Raw genomic sequence first — 17442 nt, forward strand, 5'->3', positions numbered from 1 at the left:
ACTAATTATAGGTTACGGCATGGCACGTAGCTGAACAAGCGCCACGCTGCATACCAAGTTCTCAAGTATATAGTTCAAAGCAATAATTCCAACGATCTTAAATGATGCAAATACAAACAGTACTCTTTATATTGCTCGCAGCCATTGTGGCACTGGCACTAGTACTGTTTCAGTATTACTATAAAAGCAAAAGGAAGGGAAAACTTCAGGTAATCCTTTCCTTTTTGCGTTTTTTGGCCATATTCGGAACCCTTTTGCTTATTATAAATCCAAAATTCACCAAGCACGAATACTCCCTGGAAAAGACCAATTTGGTGCTGCTGGCAGACAATTCATCTTCAATGAAGTCAGAGGATAAGCTTCAAGTAATCTCCGACTTGTCTTCATTGAAGAATAAAATTGAATCCTCATCGGAAAGTTTCAACATACTCAATTACAGATTTGGAGCGGATTTATCCAATTCCGATAGTCTAGCTTTCACAGAAAAAAGCACCAATATTTCTAAGGCCCTGGCTGGTTTAAACGAAATATTGACCGGCACCAATACGGCAGTAGTGCTGTTTACCGATGGCAATCAGACCATAGGGGAAGATTATGAATTTTATGGGAAACGACAAAAGTTACCTATTTACCCTGTAGTTGTGGGGGATACCACCAAATATGATGATATATTAATAAGCCAAATAAATGCCAATAGATATGCCTTTTTAAAGAACAAATTCCCCTTGGAAGTTTTTATTTCTTATGACGGCAAGAAAGATGTCTCTTCGGAATTACAAGTTTTTGTGGACGAAAAGTTGTTATACAAGGAAAAAGTTGCGCTGTCCAATATTTCCAACGCTAAGATTGTCAGCACACACATAGAGGCCAGTACCGTAGGGATTAAAAATATTAAGGTGATTATTGCTCCACTACCAAATGAAAAAAATAAGGCTAACAATGAAAAACTATTGGCCGTGGAAGTATTGGATGAAAAAACAAATGTGGCTATCATTTCCACTGTCCAACACCCGGACATTGGAGCTCTTAAGAAAGCTATTGAGAGTAACGAGCAAAGATTGGTCTCCATTTATAGACCCGACACCGATTTAAGTAAATTGCAGGAGGTTGACGTTTATGTACTTTATCAACCCGATGCATCCTTTGATAAGGTTTACAAACAAATTCAATTGCGAAATTCCAATTCCTTTACCATCTTAGGCACTTATACCGACCTGAATTTCGTAAACAAAATTCAAAATAACTTCTTAATAGAAACAGGTTATCCTGTGCAGGAATTATTTGCCAGCCCTAATGCCGCATTTTCAAAATTCGATATTTCAGATTTCGACCTGGAGGGTTTTCCGCCCCTTGTATCCGATGCAGGGCCAGTGAATATTTTGAGCAGGGGGGAACCCTTGTTAAAAGTCCGTATCAAAGGGGTGGATATGGATCAACCCCTTTTAACCACTGTAGAGGAGGAGACGGCAAAACATTCCATCCTGGTTGGGGAAAACATATGGAAATGGAGGGTTCAAAATTACCGGAACGATCAAACATTTAAGAATTTTGATGCTTTTCTAGGAAAACTGATTCTTTACCTTTCGACCACCAGAGGTAAAAATAGATTTGTATTGGATTATAGAACTATATACAATAACAGTAGCGAAACAAAAATAAAGGCCAATTATTTTGATGAGGCTTTTGCTTTTGATTCCAATGCGTCCATCAACATAAAAGTGGGGAATAAATCCGCCAATACCTCCATAGAAGTTCCAATGCTTTTAAAAGACGGCTACTACGAGGCTGACCTAAGCAATATATCCCCAGGGAAATATGATTTTGTCGCTACTGCTACCAAAGAGAACCTGAGCAGGTCAGGTAGCTTTACCATATTGGATTTTGATGCCGAAAAACAATTTTCTTCCAGCAATTATGGCAAACTGAATCGTTTGGCAAACAATACAGCAGGAAAACTTTACTTTCCGGATCAAATGGACTCCTTGGTAAAGGCATTGGAAACCAATCCTAAGTTTGTACCTGTTCAAAAAAGCAAACAAATTGTCGTACCTTTAATCGATTTTAAATTTCTTTTGGGTATTATCATTGCAGCGCTATCGCTGGAATGGTTTATCAGAAAGTATAACGGATTAACTTAATAAATATAATAAATGGATAAATTACCAAAAATTGCATTACCGGCCATATTCGGCTTAATAGTTCTTGTAATATTAATTTCAAAATCGGCCGTTACCATTGGCTCAGGTGAAGCCGGAGTGTTATATAAAACTTTTGCTGGCGGTGTGGTGACAGATGAACCTCCTTTAGGTGAAGGATTCCATCTTGTAGCGCCTTGGAACAAGGTTTTTATATATGAGGTTAGACAGCAAGAAGTCTTGGAAAAAATGCAGGTATTGTCCTCCAACGGACTTGAGATTAAATTGGAAGCTTCTGCCTGGTTTGAGCCTAAACGAGAATTTATAGGAAAATTGCACCAGGAAAAAGGCACGGAATATATTCAACGTGTATTATTGCCTACCATTAGATCTGCTGCTCGTAGTGTTGTAGGAAGATATACCCCGGAACAACTGTATTCCAGTAAAAGGGATGCCATACAGCAAGAAATTTTTGAAGAGACCCAAAAAATTGTAGATGGGCAGTATATTCAACTCAACGAAATATTGGTTAGGGATGTAACCCTGCCAGCTACCATTAAGGAGGCTATAGAGCGAAAACTTAAGCAGGAACAGGAATCCTTGGAATATGAATTTCGATTGGTTACTGCACAGAAGGAAGCCCAGAAAGTAATTATAGAGGCTCAGGGTAAGGCAGATGCCAACACCATACTAAGTGCCTCTTTGACCGATAAGATATTAAGGGATAAAGGTATTGATGCTACCATTAAATTGTCGGAATCTCCCAATGCCAAGGTAATCGTTATTGGAAGTGGGGAATCAGGAATGCCGATTATACTAGGGAATCAATAATAATTTAACAATTTTAAAATAAATTGTTCCGTATAAATTTTCCAAGGTTGAAAAATAGTTTTAATTTTGCCTTATCATGAAAAATAACAGGACACATCATCATCATTTCTTCACTTGCAATCAAGCGAGCTAGGAATGTATTGTTGTATCTAAACTATATTCTAACCCGTTTGAGCAATCAAACGGGTTTTGTATTTAACAACCTGTTAGATTTGTTCAGGCCAAAAACAAAATACCAAAAATGAAAAAAATTAGAATTGCGATCCAAAAAAGCGGCCGATTAAACGAAGACTCACTTCAAATATTAAAAGACTGTGGTATTTCCATAGACAATGGAAAAGACCAGCTTAAGGCTTCTTCCAGAAATTTTCCTTTAGAGGTTTTCTATCTTAGAAATGGAGATATCCCCCAATATCTTAGGGATGGGGTCGTAGATATTGCCATTATTGGCGAAAATGTCCTCATAGAAAAAGGTGAGGATATTTCCATTGCCGAGAAACTGGGTTTTTCCAAATGCAAAGTATCCTTGGCGGTACCCAAATCGGTCAAGTACAAATCGGTGGCAGATTTTGAAGGTAAAAGGATTGCTACTTCCTATCCCAATACCGTAAAGAATTATTTGGATAGCAAGGGCGTAAAAGCAGATCTTCACATTATAAACGGTTCTGTAGAAATTGCCCCAAATATTGGATTGGCAGATGCCATATGCGATATTGTTTCCAGCGGCAGTACGCTGTTCAAAAACAATTTAAAGGAAGTTGAAGTAATGTTGACCAGTGAAGCCGTACTGGCCGTTTCTCCACAAATTTCCCAAGAAAGAACGGTCTTATTGGAAGACTTAAGATTTAGGATCCAGTCCGTATTACGTGCCAGACAGTCCAAATATGTGCTTTTAAACGCACCAAACGAAAAGCTAAACGAGATTATTGGACTATTGCCGGGTATGAGGAGTCCAACCGTACTTCCTTTGGCCGAAGAAGGCTGGAGTTCCGTACATACCGTAATTAATAAGGACAAGTTTTGGGAAGTAATCCAGGAGCTCAAAAAAGCAGGAGCAGAGGGAATACTGGTTTGCCCTATAGAAAAAATGGTATTGTAATAGTGCTATGGTCAATGAAATTCAAATAGGGTTTATTCCAAAGGAGAATATGAATGAAATTTTGCCTTTGGTACAAATGCTCAACAACTATAAAGTTCCTGTCGAAACCCTTAAAAAACGATTGCAGGATATGCTATTGGACGGATATCAATGTTTGGGCGCTTATAAAAAAGAAGAATTAATCGGTATTTGTGGTATTTGGGTTTTAAATAAATTATATGTAGGCAAACATCTGGAACCGGACAATGTATTCGTATTGCCGGAATATAGAAGTGCTGGGGTTGGAAAATTAATGTTGGACCATGTTTTGAACTATGCGTTGGAAATTGGATGCAATGCCACTGAGATCAACTGCTATATAAATAATACGAAAGGAATTCAGTTTTGGAACAACCAAGGATACAAGACCATAGGTTACCACATGCAAAAAGTATTATAGTAATGAACAAGATATACAATCCGGAAAGATCACAATGGAAGGCCGTTTTAAAACGGCCAACACAATCTGTCTCCGATGTCGAGGATATTGTCAATGCCGTTTTTAGTGAAATTAAGGCTGGTGGGGATAGCGTGGTGAGCAATTACACCAAAAAATTTGATGGTGTGGTCTTGCAGGAAGCTTTGGTATCATCCAAGGAGATAGAGGAATCCATTAAATTGATTTCCAATGATTTAAAATCGGCTATTCAACAAGCTAAAAACAATATTGAAAAATTTCACAAGGCCCAAAAAACCGAAAAAATTACGGTAGAGACTGCAGATGGCGTACTTTGCTGGCAAGAAAAAAGGCCTATACAGAAAGTAGGATTATATATTCCAGGAGGTACCGCCCCTTTGTTTTCGACCATTTTAATGTTGGCCATTCCTGCCAATATTGCTGGATGTAAGGAGATTATTCTTTGTACCCCTCCCAATAAGGAAGGGAAAGTACACCCGGCCATATTATATGCAGCCAACCTATGCGGGGTTACCAAAATATTTAAGGTGGGAGGTATCCAAGCTATTGCCAGTATGACTTTTGGAACAGAAACCATTCCTCCCGTCTATAAAATATTTGGGCCAGGAAATCAATTTGTAACCGTTGCCAAACAAATAGCCACAAAATATGGTGTAGCCATTGACATGCCTGCAGGTCCCAGTGAACTTTTGGTGATGGCCGATGATACCGCCAATGCAGCATTTGTAGCCTCTGATCTCTTGAGCCAGGCAGAACATGGTGTGGACAGTCAGGTTATTTTAGTATCCACTTCCAAAAATTTTATAGATGCCGTTGAAGCGGAGGTAGCTGAGCAAATTAAGGATTTGCCGAGAAAAGAAATAGCCGAAAAGGCTATAGCCAATAGTAAATTAATTTACGTGGATAGCCAACAGACGGCTGTAGATTTAATCAATGAGTACGGTCCGGAACATTACATTCTATGTGTTAAAAATGAAGAATTTTTCCTAAGACAAACCTATAATGCCGGTTCTGTTTTTATTGGGAATTACACTCCGGAAAGTGCAGGGGATTACGCATCTGGAACCAATCATACGCTACCGACCAATGGATATGCGAAACAGTATAGTGGCGTAAACCTGGATAGTTTTATGAAGAGCATGACCTTTCAAAAAATATCTAAAAAAGGAATCCAGGAAATTGGTAGGACCATAGAATTGATGGCCGAAGCCGAAGGGCTACAGGCGCATAAAAATGCAGTTACCCTTAGATTGGACAGTTTAAAATAATGGGATCCGTGTATTGAGGTAAAACACCGTTAAACCCTTGATACCAAATGGCGAAAAGCATAAAAAAAATGAAAACGAAAATATTCAATATCAACAATATAGTACGGGAAAACGTAAAGGGGTTGAGTCCCTATTCTTCTGCAAGGGACGAATATGTTTCGGACGGTTCCAAGATGGTTTTTTTGGATGCCAATGAAAACCCTTTCGAAACTGGTGTAAATAGATATCCGGATCCACATCAAAGACGCTTAAAAGAAGTCTTGGCAGAAAAAAAGGGAGTTTCCACACAACAACTTCTTTTAGGGAATGGTAGTGATGAGGTGTTGGATTTAATTTTTCGGGCCTTTTGCGAACCCAAAGAGGACAATATTATCTCCTTACCACCCACATACGGTATGTATAAGGTACTTGCAGGAATAAACAATGTGGAGAATAGAGAGGTATTATTGACAAAGGAATTTGAACCCAATGTAGCAGAAATACTGAAAGTAGCTGATGGTAAGAGTAAATTACTATTTCTCTGCTCGCCAAACAATCCCACCGGAAATAGCTTTTCCAGTAGCAGCGTTAGGGAGTTGTTGGACAATTTTAATGGATTGGTAGTAGTAGATGAGGCTTATGTCGACTTTTCAAGTGAAAAAAGCTGGATTACGGAATTATCCAACTATCCCAATCTGGTGGTTACCCAAACCTTATCCAAAGCCTATGGAATGGCCGGAATACGATTGGGAACATGTTACGCTTCTGAAGAAATTATCTCGATATTGAATAAAATTAAACCTCCATACAACGTAAATGAATTGACACAGCAAAGAGCGCTGGAAAGGGTTTTGGACGCAAATGCAGTTAATTTGGAGGTATCGGATATTTTAACGGAACGGGAAGCTCTTGTCAATGTATTGGGTCAAGTAGACTTCGTGGACAAGATATACCCTTCCGATGCCAATTTTGTATTGGCCAAGGTGGATGATGCTACCAAAAGATATAATCAATTGCTAAAAAAAGGTATCGTTGTCCGCAACAGAACAACCCAACCCCTTTGTGAAAACACCTTGAGATTTACTGTAGGTACCAAGGAGGAAAATAAGATATTAATAAGTGCATTGCAGAATATAACAACCATATAATACTATGAGTCCGGATACAAATATAAATTCCCCACAAGGGAAGCAAAAGGGGAAAAAAGTGCTCTTTATAGACAGGGACGGCACTATTATCAAGGAAACCGTAGATGAACAAATCGATTCTTTTGAAAAAATGGTGTTCTATCCCAAGGCCTTTACTTTTTTAGGTAAAATAGCCAAGGAATTGGATTATGAATTAGTGATGATTACCAATCAGGATGGATTGGGGACCGATATTTTTCCTGAGCATACCTTTTGGCCGGTACATAATTTTATATTGAAATCGTTCGAAAATGAGGGTGTAGTTTTTGACAAGGTATTTCTTGACAGGACATTTCCCCACGAAAATGCCAATACCCGAAAACCGGGAACTGGATTGCTTACCGAGTATTTTTCAGAAGAATACGACCTGGCCAATTCCTTTGTAATAGGCGACCGTTTGACCGATGTGGAACTCGCAAAGAATTTAGGGGCCAAAGGAATCTTTATCAATGACAATACCAATTTAGGGACCGGGGAAATATCCGTTAAAAGGGAGGAACTGGATAATTATATAGCCCTTGAAAGCAATGACTGGGAGAAAATTTATGAGTTTCTAAAACTGAACGACCGGTTATCTGAAATAACTCGCAAAACCAATGAAACCGATATTTTTATAAAACTCAATTTAGACGGTACCGGCAAAAGTGATATCAGCACCGGATTGGACTTCTTTAATCATATGTTGGATCAATTGGCACGTCATGGCCAAATGGACCTGGAAATAAAGGTTAAAGGAGATCTGGAAGTGGATGAACACCATACCATTGAGGATACAGCCATAGCGCTGGGAGAGGTATTCCATAAAGCCTTGGGCAACAAATTGGGGATAGAAAGGTACGGTTTCTGTTTGCCTATGGACGACTGTCTGGCACAGGCAGCTATTGATTTCGGCGGGCGCAACTGGTTGGTATGGGAAACAGAATTTAAAAGGGAAATGATAGGTAAAATGCCTACGGAAATGTTTTATCATTTTTTTAAATCGTTTACAGATGGGGCAAAGGCCAACCTAAATATCAAGGCCGAAGGCCAGAACGAACACCATAAGATCGAGGCCATTTTCAAGGCGTTTGCCAAGGCCATTAAGATGGCCGTTAAACGCGATGTAGAAAAAATGGTGCTGCCAAGTACCAAAGGTGTATTATAGAAGAAATAAATAAATCCTAGGGACAAAGAAAATGAAAATAGTAATTATAGATTACGGAGCTGGAAATATACAGAGCATTAAATTTGCCTTTCAACGCTTGGGATACGAAGCTATCTTGAGCAAGGCTGCAGATGAGATCATGGCAGCGGATAAAGTTATTTTTCCGGGTGTGGGAGAAGCCAGCAGTGCCATGAAAAAATTACGCGAAAGTAAATTGGACCAAATCATACCCAAATTAACACAGCCGGTATTGGGAATTTGCCTCGGGATGCAATTAATGTGTCATTCCTCGGAAGAAGGAGATACACAGGGCCTTGGTATTTTTGATGTAGATGTGATTAAATTTTCCAAAGAGGTAAAAGTTCCACAAATTGGATGGAATCAAATTACCAATTTGAAATCCGATTTATTCAAGAACGTCAAAGAAAAAGAGCATATTTATTTAGTGCACAGTTTTTATGCCCCATTATGCGAAGAGACCATAGCCGAAGCAGAATATGGTTTGGGATATAGTGCCGCTTTAAAAAAAGATAATTTTTATGGAACTCAATTCCACCCGGAAAAGAGCAGTGAGGTAGGGGAGCAGATTCTTAGAAATTTTATCGAAACTATAGAGACCCCAGTATAAATAAATACCAATTGGTATTTAATAAAAACAAAAATGAGAATAATACCTGCAATAGATATCATTGAAGGAAAATGTGTTAGACTTTCCAAGGGAGATTACGATACCAAGAAGATTTACAATGAGAATCCCTTGGAGGTGGCAAAGGAGTTTGAAGCCCATGGGATAGAATACCTACATTTAGTAGATTTGGACGGTGCCAAATCCAAGCACATTGTAAATCATAAAGTGCTGGAAAAAATAGCCTCCAATACCAACTTAAAAATTGATTTCGGGGGTGGACTTAAGACCGATGTAGATCTAAGGATAGCGTTTGAAAGTGGAGCCAATCAAATTACAGGAGGAAGTATTGCTGTAAAAGACAGGGAAACCTTTATCTCTTGGATCAACAAATACGGTCCGGAGAAAATTATTCTAGGAGCAGATGCCAAGGATGAGATGGTGGCTGTATCCGGTTGGATGGAAGAATCCAAGGAGGAGCTGGTTCCCTTTATCCAAGGGTATCAAAAAGAAGGAATCAGAGGGGTTATCTGTACCGATATCAGCAAAGATGGTATGTTGGAAGGCCCTTCCTTTAATTTGTACCGTAAAATTTTAGAAGAATGCGGGCCTAAATTATTGTTGATTGCCAGTGGCGGTATTTCAACTTTTGAGGAACTCCCTAAATTGGCCGAGTTGGGTTGTGAGGGAACCATAATTGGGAAGGCCATTTATGAAAATAGAATTAGTTTAAAACAGTTGGAAAAATTTATTCTCGATATTTAACCAATAAATCCTGTTGTAGTATAATGGGGACAAGCTAGTAATAGCATTGAAGATATTAACTGGATTCATCTCCAAAGACACAAATAAAAGTACCCAATGTTAACAAAAAGAATAATCCCTTGTTTGGATATTAAAAACGGTAGAACGGTAAAAGGGATAAACTTCGTAGATCTGCGAGATGCAGGAGACCCTGTGGAACTAGCAGAAATCTATGCCAAAACCGGAGCTGACGAGCTTGTTTTCCTTGATATTTCCGCTACCGAGGAGAGGAGGAGAACATTGGCCGATTTAGTGCTGCGCGTTGCTGAAAAAGTCAATATTCCGTTTACTGTAGGAGGTGGTATTTCTTCCGTGGAAGATGTAGATATTTTGCTACACAACGGAGCGGATAAAGTATCCATAAATTCATCGGCTGTAAAAAATCCTCAATTGATCAATGACCTCGTAGCCAAATTTGGCTCCCAATGTATAGTTGTAGCCATAGATGCCAAACAAATAGATGGGGAATGGATAGTACATTTGGTAGGAGGGAAGGTCCCCACAGAACTAAATCTTTTTACCTGGGCAAAGGAAGTGGAAACTCGAGGGGCAGGAGAAATCCTGTTTACTTCCATGAACCATGATGGCACTAAGGACGGATTTGCCAACGAAGCTTTGGCCAAATTATCCACCGAATTGAATATTCCAATAATAGCATCGGGCGGAGCAGGAAATATGCAACATTTCACGGATACATTTATAGAAGGCAAGGCAGACGCTGCTTTGGCGGCAAGCGTTTTTCACTTTAAGGAAATCGAAATTAAAGACTTGAAAGAAGAGTTAAAAAGAAATAATATACCGGTTAGATTATAAAACCTTATGGAATCCAAAATTATGAACATAGACTTTAATAAAAATAACGATGACCTTGTCCCGGCCATAGTACAGGATGCAATTACCAAAAATGTACTAATGCTCGGGTATATGAACCAAGAAGCTTATCAAAAAACATTAGATAGCCGTAAAGTAACCTTCTTTAGTCGCACTAAAGAAAGATTATGGACCAAAGGGGAGGAAAGCGGAAATTTTTTGAATCTAGTGGATATTAAACTCGATTGTGACAATGACACCCTATTGATCATGGTAAATCCTGTTGGGCCAACATGCCACAAAGGAACCGATACCTGTTGGGGCGAAGATAACAATACTTCCTTTGGGTTTATTTCTGAATTGGAAAATATTATTCAAAACAGAAAAGAACAAGCTGAGGGAAAAATAGAGATTCCAGAAGGAACAAAACCTAGCTATGTTTCCTCTCTATTTAAGAGCGGCATCAATAAAGTTGCCCAGAAAGTAGGGGAAGAGGCCGTAGAGGTCGTAATTGAAGCCAAAGACGATAACGACCAGCTGTTTAAGGATGAAAGCGCCGATCTTTTGTTCCATTACCTAATATTGCTGCAGGCCAAGGGATTTAAACTTCAGGACATTGTTAATGTTCTGAAGTCTCGGCATTGATTTACGGATATTTTTCATATGCCTTAAAATTTGTGTAATTTCCAAATTGGTTTTTTTTTGTAAAAAAAATTAACTTATCTTCAAAAATCACAAGGATTAATCAATTAACATTAATAAGAGCATAGGCTATGAAATCAAATAGGAGAGATTTTCTGAGAAAAACATCCATTGCTGGTATGGGTTTGGCAATGACCCCGGCATGGTCAAATTCAATCATTGGCAACAACCCGCATAATATTCTAGCACCTTTATCTAACGCCAACTATATGGGCGGATTTTCTGCTCCTAAATTGGAGACTGTAAAATGCGCTTTCATTGGTGTAGGTGCCCGGGGGTCTGGGCATGCACAACAGATTGCGGCCATTGAGGGAACAGAAGTAGTAGCAATCAGTGATTTGTACCAAGATCTCGCCGAAAAATCGGCAAATATATGCAAGGAGAACGGTGGGGGTACTAGACATAAGAAGATAAACCTGTACACCGAGGGGGAGAACGACTGGAAAAAGATGTTGAAAAAGGAAAAGCCAGATGCCGTTTTTGTTTGTACCCCATGGAAATTGCATGCGCCTATGGCCATTGAAGCTATGAATAGCGGGGCCCATGTTTTTGTTGAAGTTCCTCTGGCACTTACCATCCAGGAAATGTGGGATATTGTGGATACCTCCGAAAAAACCCAAAAGCATTGTATGATGATGGAAAACGTCAACTACGGCAGGGAAGAACTACTCTACCTAAATATGTGCCGAAAAGGTGTTATTGGGGAGTTGCTGCACGGGGAAGCGTCCTATATACATGAGTTAAGAGGGCAAATGAACGAAGTTGAGCGTGGCACGGGTTCATGGCGCACCTATCATTATGCAAACCGCGATGGCAATCTATATCCTACACATGGATTGGGACCGGTTGCCCAGTATATGAATTTAGCCAGAGGAGAAGATAATTTTAAATTCATAAACTCCTTTTCTTCTCCTGGCAAAGGACGAAATCTATACGCCGCCAAGAATTTTCCAGCAGACCACAAATGGAATAAGTTGGACTTTAAAGGAGGGGATATAAATACATCCATTGTAAAAACAAACATGGGTAGGACTATTATGGTACAATGGGACGAAACAAGCCCCAGACCCTATACCAGACACAATATGATTCAAGGAACAAAAGGAATTCTGGCAGGTTTCCCGACCAGAATTGCCTTGGAAGGCGGGGTAGAAGGCGGTCCGGATAGCCACCACGAATGGGCAGAAGGCGAGCAATTGCAAAAGATTTATGAAAAATACGAACATCCATTGTACGTGCGCTTGGGAGAATTGGCTACCAAAATGGGCGGACATGGTGGAATGGACTTTATAATGAGGTACCGAATCATCGAGTGCCTACGCAATGGCCTACCATTAGATCAGAACGTATACGAAGGTTGTTATTGGAGTGCTGTAGGTACTTTGAGCGAGGTATCCGTAGCTCAAAACGGTGCTCCTCAAGAGTTTCCGGATTTTACCAGGGGCAATTGGAAAACCACTGCGCCTTTGGATATTGTCAGCTAAAAGCACTTCAGAATAATAATAAAAAGTCATTCTATACCAGATCAACCCAATATTATTTGGTCCAAGTATACAATGACTTTTTCATTGATATAGGGAGGGGTACTAGACCCAAAAAGTTACTCTGTACTGTCTATTCCTGCAACCTCGGTCCTACCATCCATATAGCTGATCAGGTCCTGGGTACTTGTGAATACTTTTTTACTGTAATAACGTCCTCTATCCCAATCCGCAGGGTCCGCAGCCTTTAAGGCATCGGCTATAATGTCCTGCACTTTTTCCGAAAGGCCTTCACATTGACTGCCTTCCAATAGCTTAAAAAGTTTTTCATAGGACTCCAAGGCCTTACCTGAATAGAATTTCTGATGATCATAGTTATTCGCCTTCAATGCGCTTTTGGCATGATTAAGGGCATAGGAAGCGGTAGAATAAACTAATTCACAATCGTCCTTTGCCTGGGCTATGGAATAAACAAACAATGAAAAGAACAACAAATAAACTTTTTTCATAGGTGCGGGATTTTTAGATTTGTTTAAAGAAAACGAAACTTTAATCCCAATATTGCTGGCCTATTTCATTTCTATTATTTTTACACAGGTTATAGCCTCCCTTATTTCCTTCAAATTTTCATAGGTTTTACCACCAAACAATGAAAAGTTTTTCAATGGTAAAATCAGATGATTTCATCCATAATAATGGCGAGTTTTTATTTTCCAATCCAATCGAAATCAAATCTAGTATATCATTATGGCCTAGCCAATTAACCCTATGATGTGGCTCTAGAAGCCATTCCTGCTTGGTCGGTAAATAATATTGGTTTTCAAAAAACAAAGGGGACTTAAATTTTCGGAAAGGCATCCACCTGCCACTAATACAATTGGAATTAAAAGGGGCCAGATCCATATTCTGCTTCATAAAAGGGACAAATAATTGGGATTTAAAACAGACCTGATGCAATAGTTCCGAAGGCGTTATATTAAACCCTTGTAATACAGTTGAGGCTTCAGGTGTCTTTAAAAGTGGAATTTGATGATTTATAATCCTTTTCTTCTTGGCTTGAAAAGAATCGCGTTGGTTGGGGCCTATCAATTGGCTCGCAATATTTGTTGCCTCCTCAGATATTACATAAAACTTATAGGTAAGTTCAATATGTATAAATCGTTTACTATCAATATCTTGCAATAAGAAATCTATTTCTCCTAAACTTACTTTTTCTTTCCTTATGGGAATGTTGTGCGCTATAACTTTGTATTGCCTTGAATGTTGGATCAGCTTTAGAAAAATATGCTCTATTTTATGTCCTAACCGTACATTTGAGGGTATGGACCCCATATCCAAATTTTCAAAATATATTTCTGGAAATACAAATTGCTTCAAACCGTCCAATTCCCCGGTCCAAAGTGAAGGAGTTTTAAAAAATGCGTTGTAATATGAAAGGTTTTTATGATCCAAACGGTACTAAGATAGGTAAAGCGTTAAGTTTTCTTTAAAATGGAAATGGTCTAGACCAAATTAAGTAATTTTATAGTATGGCTATTAATAAAAGAAAAGGGTTTCGATTTTCCAACTATGAAGCCCCCGAGCAAACTCCTTTCGAAAAGCTTTTTGATATTTTCAAGGAACTGATTACGCATACTTCGGGAGATGTGGATGAGGCTTTGGATTGGTTAAGGGAGTTGGACAAGGAGTACGAACTTACTGATGAGAATTATACCATTGATGATTTTATAGAAGATCTTAAAGCCAAAGGGTTTCTGAGAGAGGAACCAAAAGAAGGTGATAGTGATGGTTCCGGCGGACAAAAGGCGGATTTGTCCATAACTGCCAAAATGGAACGGATTATTAGGCAAGCGGCCCTGAATCAAATTTTCGGCAAGATAAAGCGCAGTGGTTCGGGCAATCATAAAACCGGCTTATCGGGCAGGGGGGATGAACATATGGGAGAATTCAGGGAATATAGATTTGGCGATAGTTTAGAGCGAATTTCCATGACCGAGAGTTTAAAAAATGCCCAGATAAACCATGGAATCGGTAATTTCCATTTAAGCGAAGAGGATTTGGTGGTAGAGGACACCCAATTCAAAGCTCAAATGAGCACGGTCTTAATGATCGATATTAGCCATAGTATGATACTCTATGGTGAGGACCGCATTACGCCTGCCAAAAAGGTAGCTATGGCCTTGGCAGAACTTATTACCACCCGATATCCGAAAGACACTTTGGAGATTCTGGTTTTTGGCAACGATGCCTGGCCCATTCCAATAAAGGATCTGCCTTATCTAAAAGTAGGGCCCTATCATACCAATACCGTTGCCGGATTGCAATTGGCAATGGACATGCTCCGTAGAAAGCGAAATACGAACAAACAGATTTTTATGATAACCGATGGCAAACCCAGTTGTATTAGATTGGCTGATGGCACCTATTATAAAAATAGTGTGGGCTTGGATGATTATATCGTAGAGAAATGCTACAACATGGCCAGACAGGCCAGAAAGCTCCATATCCCAATAACCACTTTTATGATTGCCAAGGACCCGTATTTAACGCAATTTGTGAGGCATTTTACGGAAGCCAATAAGGGAAAGGCCTTCTTTACCGGCTTAAAGGGACTTGGTGAAATGATTTTTGAGGATTACGAACAAAATAGGAGAAAAAGATTAAAGGGATAAATAACAAAAAAAGGCACAAGCTGTTAGGCACCATTCCCTGATAAACTATATAAACAGGGAGACCAAAATATAAATATTTACAGATGAAATTGAATCATAAGGAAATTACCAATCTAGGGGAACTTAGAAAGGCAGGATACAAAACAATAAAAATAAAGGATGAGTTAAGGGCAAATCTTATTGACAAAATAAAGTCGGATGAAATTACATTTCCCGGGGTTTGGGGCTACGAAAATTCTGTAGTGCCGGAACTGGAAAGAGCTATATTATCCAGGCACAACATTAATCTACTGGGGCTTAGGGGCCAAGCTAAAACGCGTTTGGCAAGGCTAATGGTAAATTTATTGGACGAGTATATTCCAATAGTCACCGGTTCGGAAATAAATGATGACCCCTTAAGCCCAATCTCACGCTTTGCTATAGAAACCATTAAGGAACACGGTGACCTAACACCCATTTCCTGGCTGCACAGAAGTGATCGATTCTATGAAAAATTGGCTACACCGGATGTTACGGTAGCCGATTTAATTGGTGATGTTGATCCTATCAAAGCTGCAAACCTAAAGCTGTCCTATGCAGATGACAGGGTTATACACTTTGGAATGATCCCCCGTGCCAACCGTTGTATTTTTGTAATCAATGAACTACCGGATCTACAAGCAAGGATACAAGTCTCCCTTTTTAATATCTTACAGGAAGGGGACATTCAAATCAGGGGTTTTAAGCTTCGATTGCCTTTGGACCTACAATTTGTATTTACAGCGAACCCTGAAGATTATACCAATAGGGGTAGTATTGTAACCCCATTAAAAGATAGGATAGGGTCCCAGATTTTAACGCACTATCCCGAGGACATTGAAACCGCGCGTAAAATTACTGAACAGGAATCCAAATTGGACAAACGCCAAACTGAGGCCATTTATGTCCCGGATTTGGCAAAAGATCTTTTGGAACAAATAAGCAGGGAAGCAAGGGAAAGTGAATATGTAGATGCCAAAAGTGGTATTAGCGCCAGGATGAGTATAACTTCATTCGAAAATCTAATGAGTACCGCTGAGCGAAGGGTGCTGAAGAATGGTCAAGAAACAACAATGATAAGACTGAGCGATTTTATGGGGGTTATTCCCTCTATTATCGGTAAGATAGAATTGGTTTATGAAGGGGAACAGGAAGGTTCCGGCAGTGTTGCAGAGATATTGATAGAAGATGCAGTGAAGTCCCTCTTCCTAAATTATTTCCCAAAGATAGATAAATTGGAACGCAAGGATGCCGAAGGTCCTTATGATGAATTGGTAAGTTGGTTTTTTGATGGGGAAGGCTTTGATTTGTTGGATGATGCTACCGACAAGGAATATAAGGAAAAGCTGGATAGTATTATCCCACTTCAACAATTGGTGGTAAAACACCAACCTGATATTAAAAAGGAAGACACTTATTTTCTAAAGGAATTGCTGTTGTGGGGACTTGTTGCCCATAAAAAATTAAGTAAGCAGCGATATACTACAGGGTATCAGATAAAAGACGTTTACGGCAGTTTTATAAGAGGATTGTAAAATATAGCTTTTTTTACTCCCAGGCATCAATGTGATTATTTAAGTAATCAAAATCATATATGCCTACTATCCGTTTTCTAATGACAAAGGACCAAACAGTTAGTAGGACCAATAAGGTTTGTAGCGCAATAATCAAGATACCCATGGGAACGAAAGAACTTGGAATAACATGGTCCTGAAATTCATTTTGGGAACCAAGTATTAAAAAAGTTTCATAAATATTATATCCATAAACCAATAAGATAGCGTACATGACATACTCAATATTTTTCATGATCATATCAGGATATTCCATTTCCGTTATCTTAAACCATAGTACATACAAATAAAGAAAGTGGATCATTGTCAAAAATGGAAAAATATAACTCTCGAACCTATTGAATATAAAGGTATTTCCATACATGCTATAAAAACCAAGGATTATTAAGGATAGCATTGATACAATGGTAAGGACAATAATAAGTTTAGGAGTGGTTCTTTTAACGGAATTTTCCATAATTACGGTTTAAGATTATAGGACAATTTTCAACATAATTACAACTTAATTCTTGAACCTCGGTGAAATTTTCGTTGAATATATAGAAATATAAGATAGAAAAAAGGCGGCTTGGACGAAGTACCTAAAAGCACGATGAACTTATAACAATCCCATTTTAAAATACGTTCTAGGACCAAACATAAATCCGACCTTCCCT

17 protein-coding genes are annotated in these 17442 nt (G+C 39.0%); 14 read left to right on the forward strand and 3 right to left on the reverse strand.

Annotation, left to right across the window (positions count from 1 at the left end):
• Positions 1-101: 101 nt before the first annotated feature.
• The 12 genes from LV92_RS09535 to LV92_RS09590 all read left to right on the forward strand — a co-directional run bounded on the left by LV92_RS09535 (position 102) and on the right by LV92_RS09590 (position 12525).
• Positions 102-2138: a vWA domain-containing protein gene (locus LV92_RS09535; protein ID WP_245946318.1), complete on the forward strand. Its 2037-nt coding sequence runs from the start codon at positions 102-104 to the stop codon at positions 2136-2138.
• A gap of 12 nt (positions 2139-2150) precedes the next feature.
• Entirely contained in the window at positions 2151-2966 is an 816-nt protein-coding gene (locus LV92_RS09540) for a prohibitin family protein (RefSeq protein WP_111623411.1), read from the forward strand.
• Positions 2967-3207: 241 nt separating this feature from the next.
• Complete coding sequence (hisG, locus tag LV92_RS09545) at positions 3208-4065, forward strand: ATP phosphoribosyltransferase (RefSeq protein ID WP_111623412.1); 858 nt, start codon at positions 3208-3210, stop codon at positions 4063-4065.
• Between the two features lie 7 nt (positions 4066-4072).
• Entirely contained in the window at positions 4073-4504 is a 432-nt protein-coding gene (locus LV92_RS09550) for a GNAT family N-acetyltransferase (RefSeq protein ID WP_111623413.1), read from the forward strand.
• A gap of 2 nt (positions 4505-4506) precedes the next feature.
• Entirely contained in the window at positions 4507-5790 is a 1284-nt protein-coding gene (gene hisD, locus LV92_RS09555; protein ID WP_111623414.1) for a histidinol dehydrogenase, read from the forward strand.
• 68 nt (positions 5791-5858) lie between these two features.
• Positions 5859-6917, forward strand: coding sequence for a histidinol-phosphate transaminase (hisC, locus tag LV92_RS09560; protein WP_111623618.1), 1059 nt, complete (start codon positions 5859-5861; stop codon positions 6915-6917).
• 4 nt (positions 6918-6921) lie between these two features.
• Positions 6922-8100: a bifunctional histidinol-phosphatase/imidazoleglycerol-phosphate dehydratase HisB gene (hisB, locus tag LV92_RS09565; protein WP_111623415.1), complete on the forward strand. Its 1179-nt coding sequence runs from the start codon at positions 6922-6924 to the stop codon at positions 8098-8100.
• 31 nt (positions 8101-8131) lie between these two features.
• The gene (gene hisH, locus LV92_RS09570; protein ID WP_111623416.1) at positions 8132-8728 is read left to right on the forward strand and encodes an imidazole glycerol phosphate synthase subunit HisH; all 597 of its coding nucleotides are present in this window, start codon (positions 8132-8134) and stop codon (positions 8726-8728) included.
• A gap of 33 nt (positions 8729-8761) precedes the next feature.
• Complete coding sequence (gene hisA, locus LV92_RS09575) at positions 8762-9490, forward strand: 1-(5-phosphoribosyl)-5-[(5-phosphoribosylamino)methylideneamino]imidazole-4-carboxamide isomerase (RefSeq protein WP_111623417.1); 729 nt, start codon at positions 8762-8764, stop codon at positions 9488-9490.
• A 96-nt stretch (positions 9491-9586) separates the two neighbouring features.
• Positions 9587-10342 carry an imidazole glycerol phosphate synthase subunit HisF gene (gene hisF / locus LV92_RS09580; protein WP_111623418.1) on the forward strand — a complete coding sequence of 252 codons (756 nt, stop codon included), beginning with the start codon at positions 9587-9589 and terminating at the stop codon, positions 10340-10342.
• Positions 10343-10363: 21 nt separating this feature from the next.
• On the forward strand, positions 10364-10984 hold the full coding sequence (hisIE, locus tag LV92_RS09585) for a bifunctional phosphoribosyl-AMP cyclohydrolase/phosphoribosyl-ATP diphosphatase HisIE (protein WP_111623619.1): 621 nt from the start codon (positions 10364-10366) through the stop codon (positions 10982-10984).
• A 128-nt stretch (positions 10985-11112) separates the two neighbouring features.
• On the forward strand, positions 11113-12525 hold the full coding sequence (locus LV92_RS09590; RefSeq protein ID WP_111623419.1) for a Gfo/Idh/MocA family protein: 1413 nt from the start codon (positions 11113-11115) through the stop codon (positions 12523-12525).
• Between the two features lie 116 nt (positions 12526-12641).
• On the opposite strand, the gene LV92_RS09595 is transcribed toward LV92_RS09590, so the two are convergent.
• Positions 12642-13031 carry a hypothetical protein gene (locus LV92_RS09595; RefSeq protein ID WP_111623420.1) on the reverse strand — a complete coding sequence of 130 codons (390 nt, stop codon included), beginning with the start codon at positions 13029-13031 and terminating at the stop codon, positions 12642-12644.
• A gap of 127 nt (positions 13032-13158) precedes the next feature.
• Positions 13159-13974 carry a DUF1853 family protein gene (locus LV92_RS09600; protein WP_111623421.1) on the reverse strand — a complete coding sequence of 272 codons (816 nt, stop codon included), beginning with the start codon at positions 13972-13974 and terminating at the stop codon, positions 13159-13161.
• A 77-nt stretch (positions 13975-14051) separates the two neighbouring features.
• Between LV92_RS09600 and LV92_RS09605 the strand changes: the two genes are divergently transcribed.
• Complete coding sequence (locus LV92_RS09605) at positions 14052-15194, forward strand: vWA domain-containing protein (RefSeq protein ID WP_111623422.1); 1143 nt, start codon at positions 14052-14054, stop codon at positions 15192-15194.
• A gap of 83 nt (positions 15195-15277) precedes the next feature.
• Entirely contained in the window at positions 15278-16747 is a 1470-nt protein-coding gene (locus tag LV92_RS09610; RefSeq protein WP_111623423.1) for a magnesium chelatase, read from the forward strand.
• A 13-nt stretch (positions 16748-16760) separates the two neighbouring features.
• On the opposite strand, the gene LV92_RS09615 is transcribed toward LV92_RS09610, so the two are convergent.
• Positions 16761-17243: a hypothetical protein gene (locus LV92_RS09615; protein ID WP_111623424.1), complete on the reverse strand. Its 483-nt coding sequence runs from the start codon at positions 17241-17243 to the stop codon at positions 16761-16763.
• Positions 17244-17442 lie beyond the last annotated feature (199 nt).

The sequence above is a fragment of the Arenibacter echinorum genome (assembly GCF_003259375.1).
Taxonomy (GTDB): Bacteria; Bacteroidota; Bacteroidia; order Flavobacteriales; family Flavobacteriaceae; genus Arenibacter; species Arenibacter echinorum.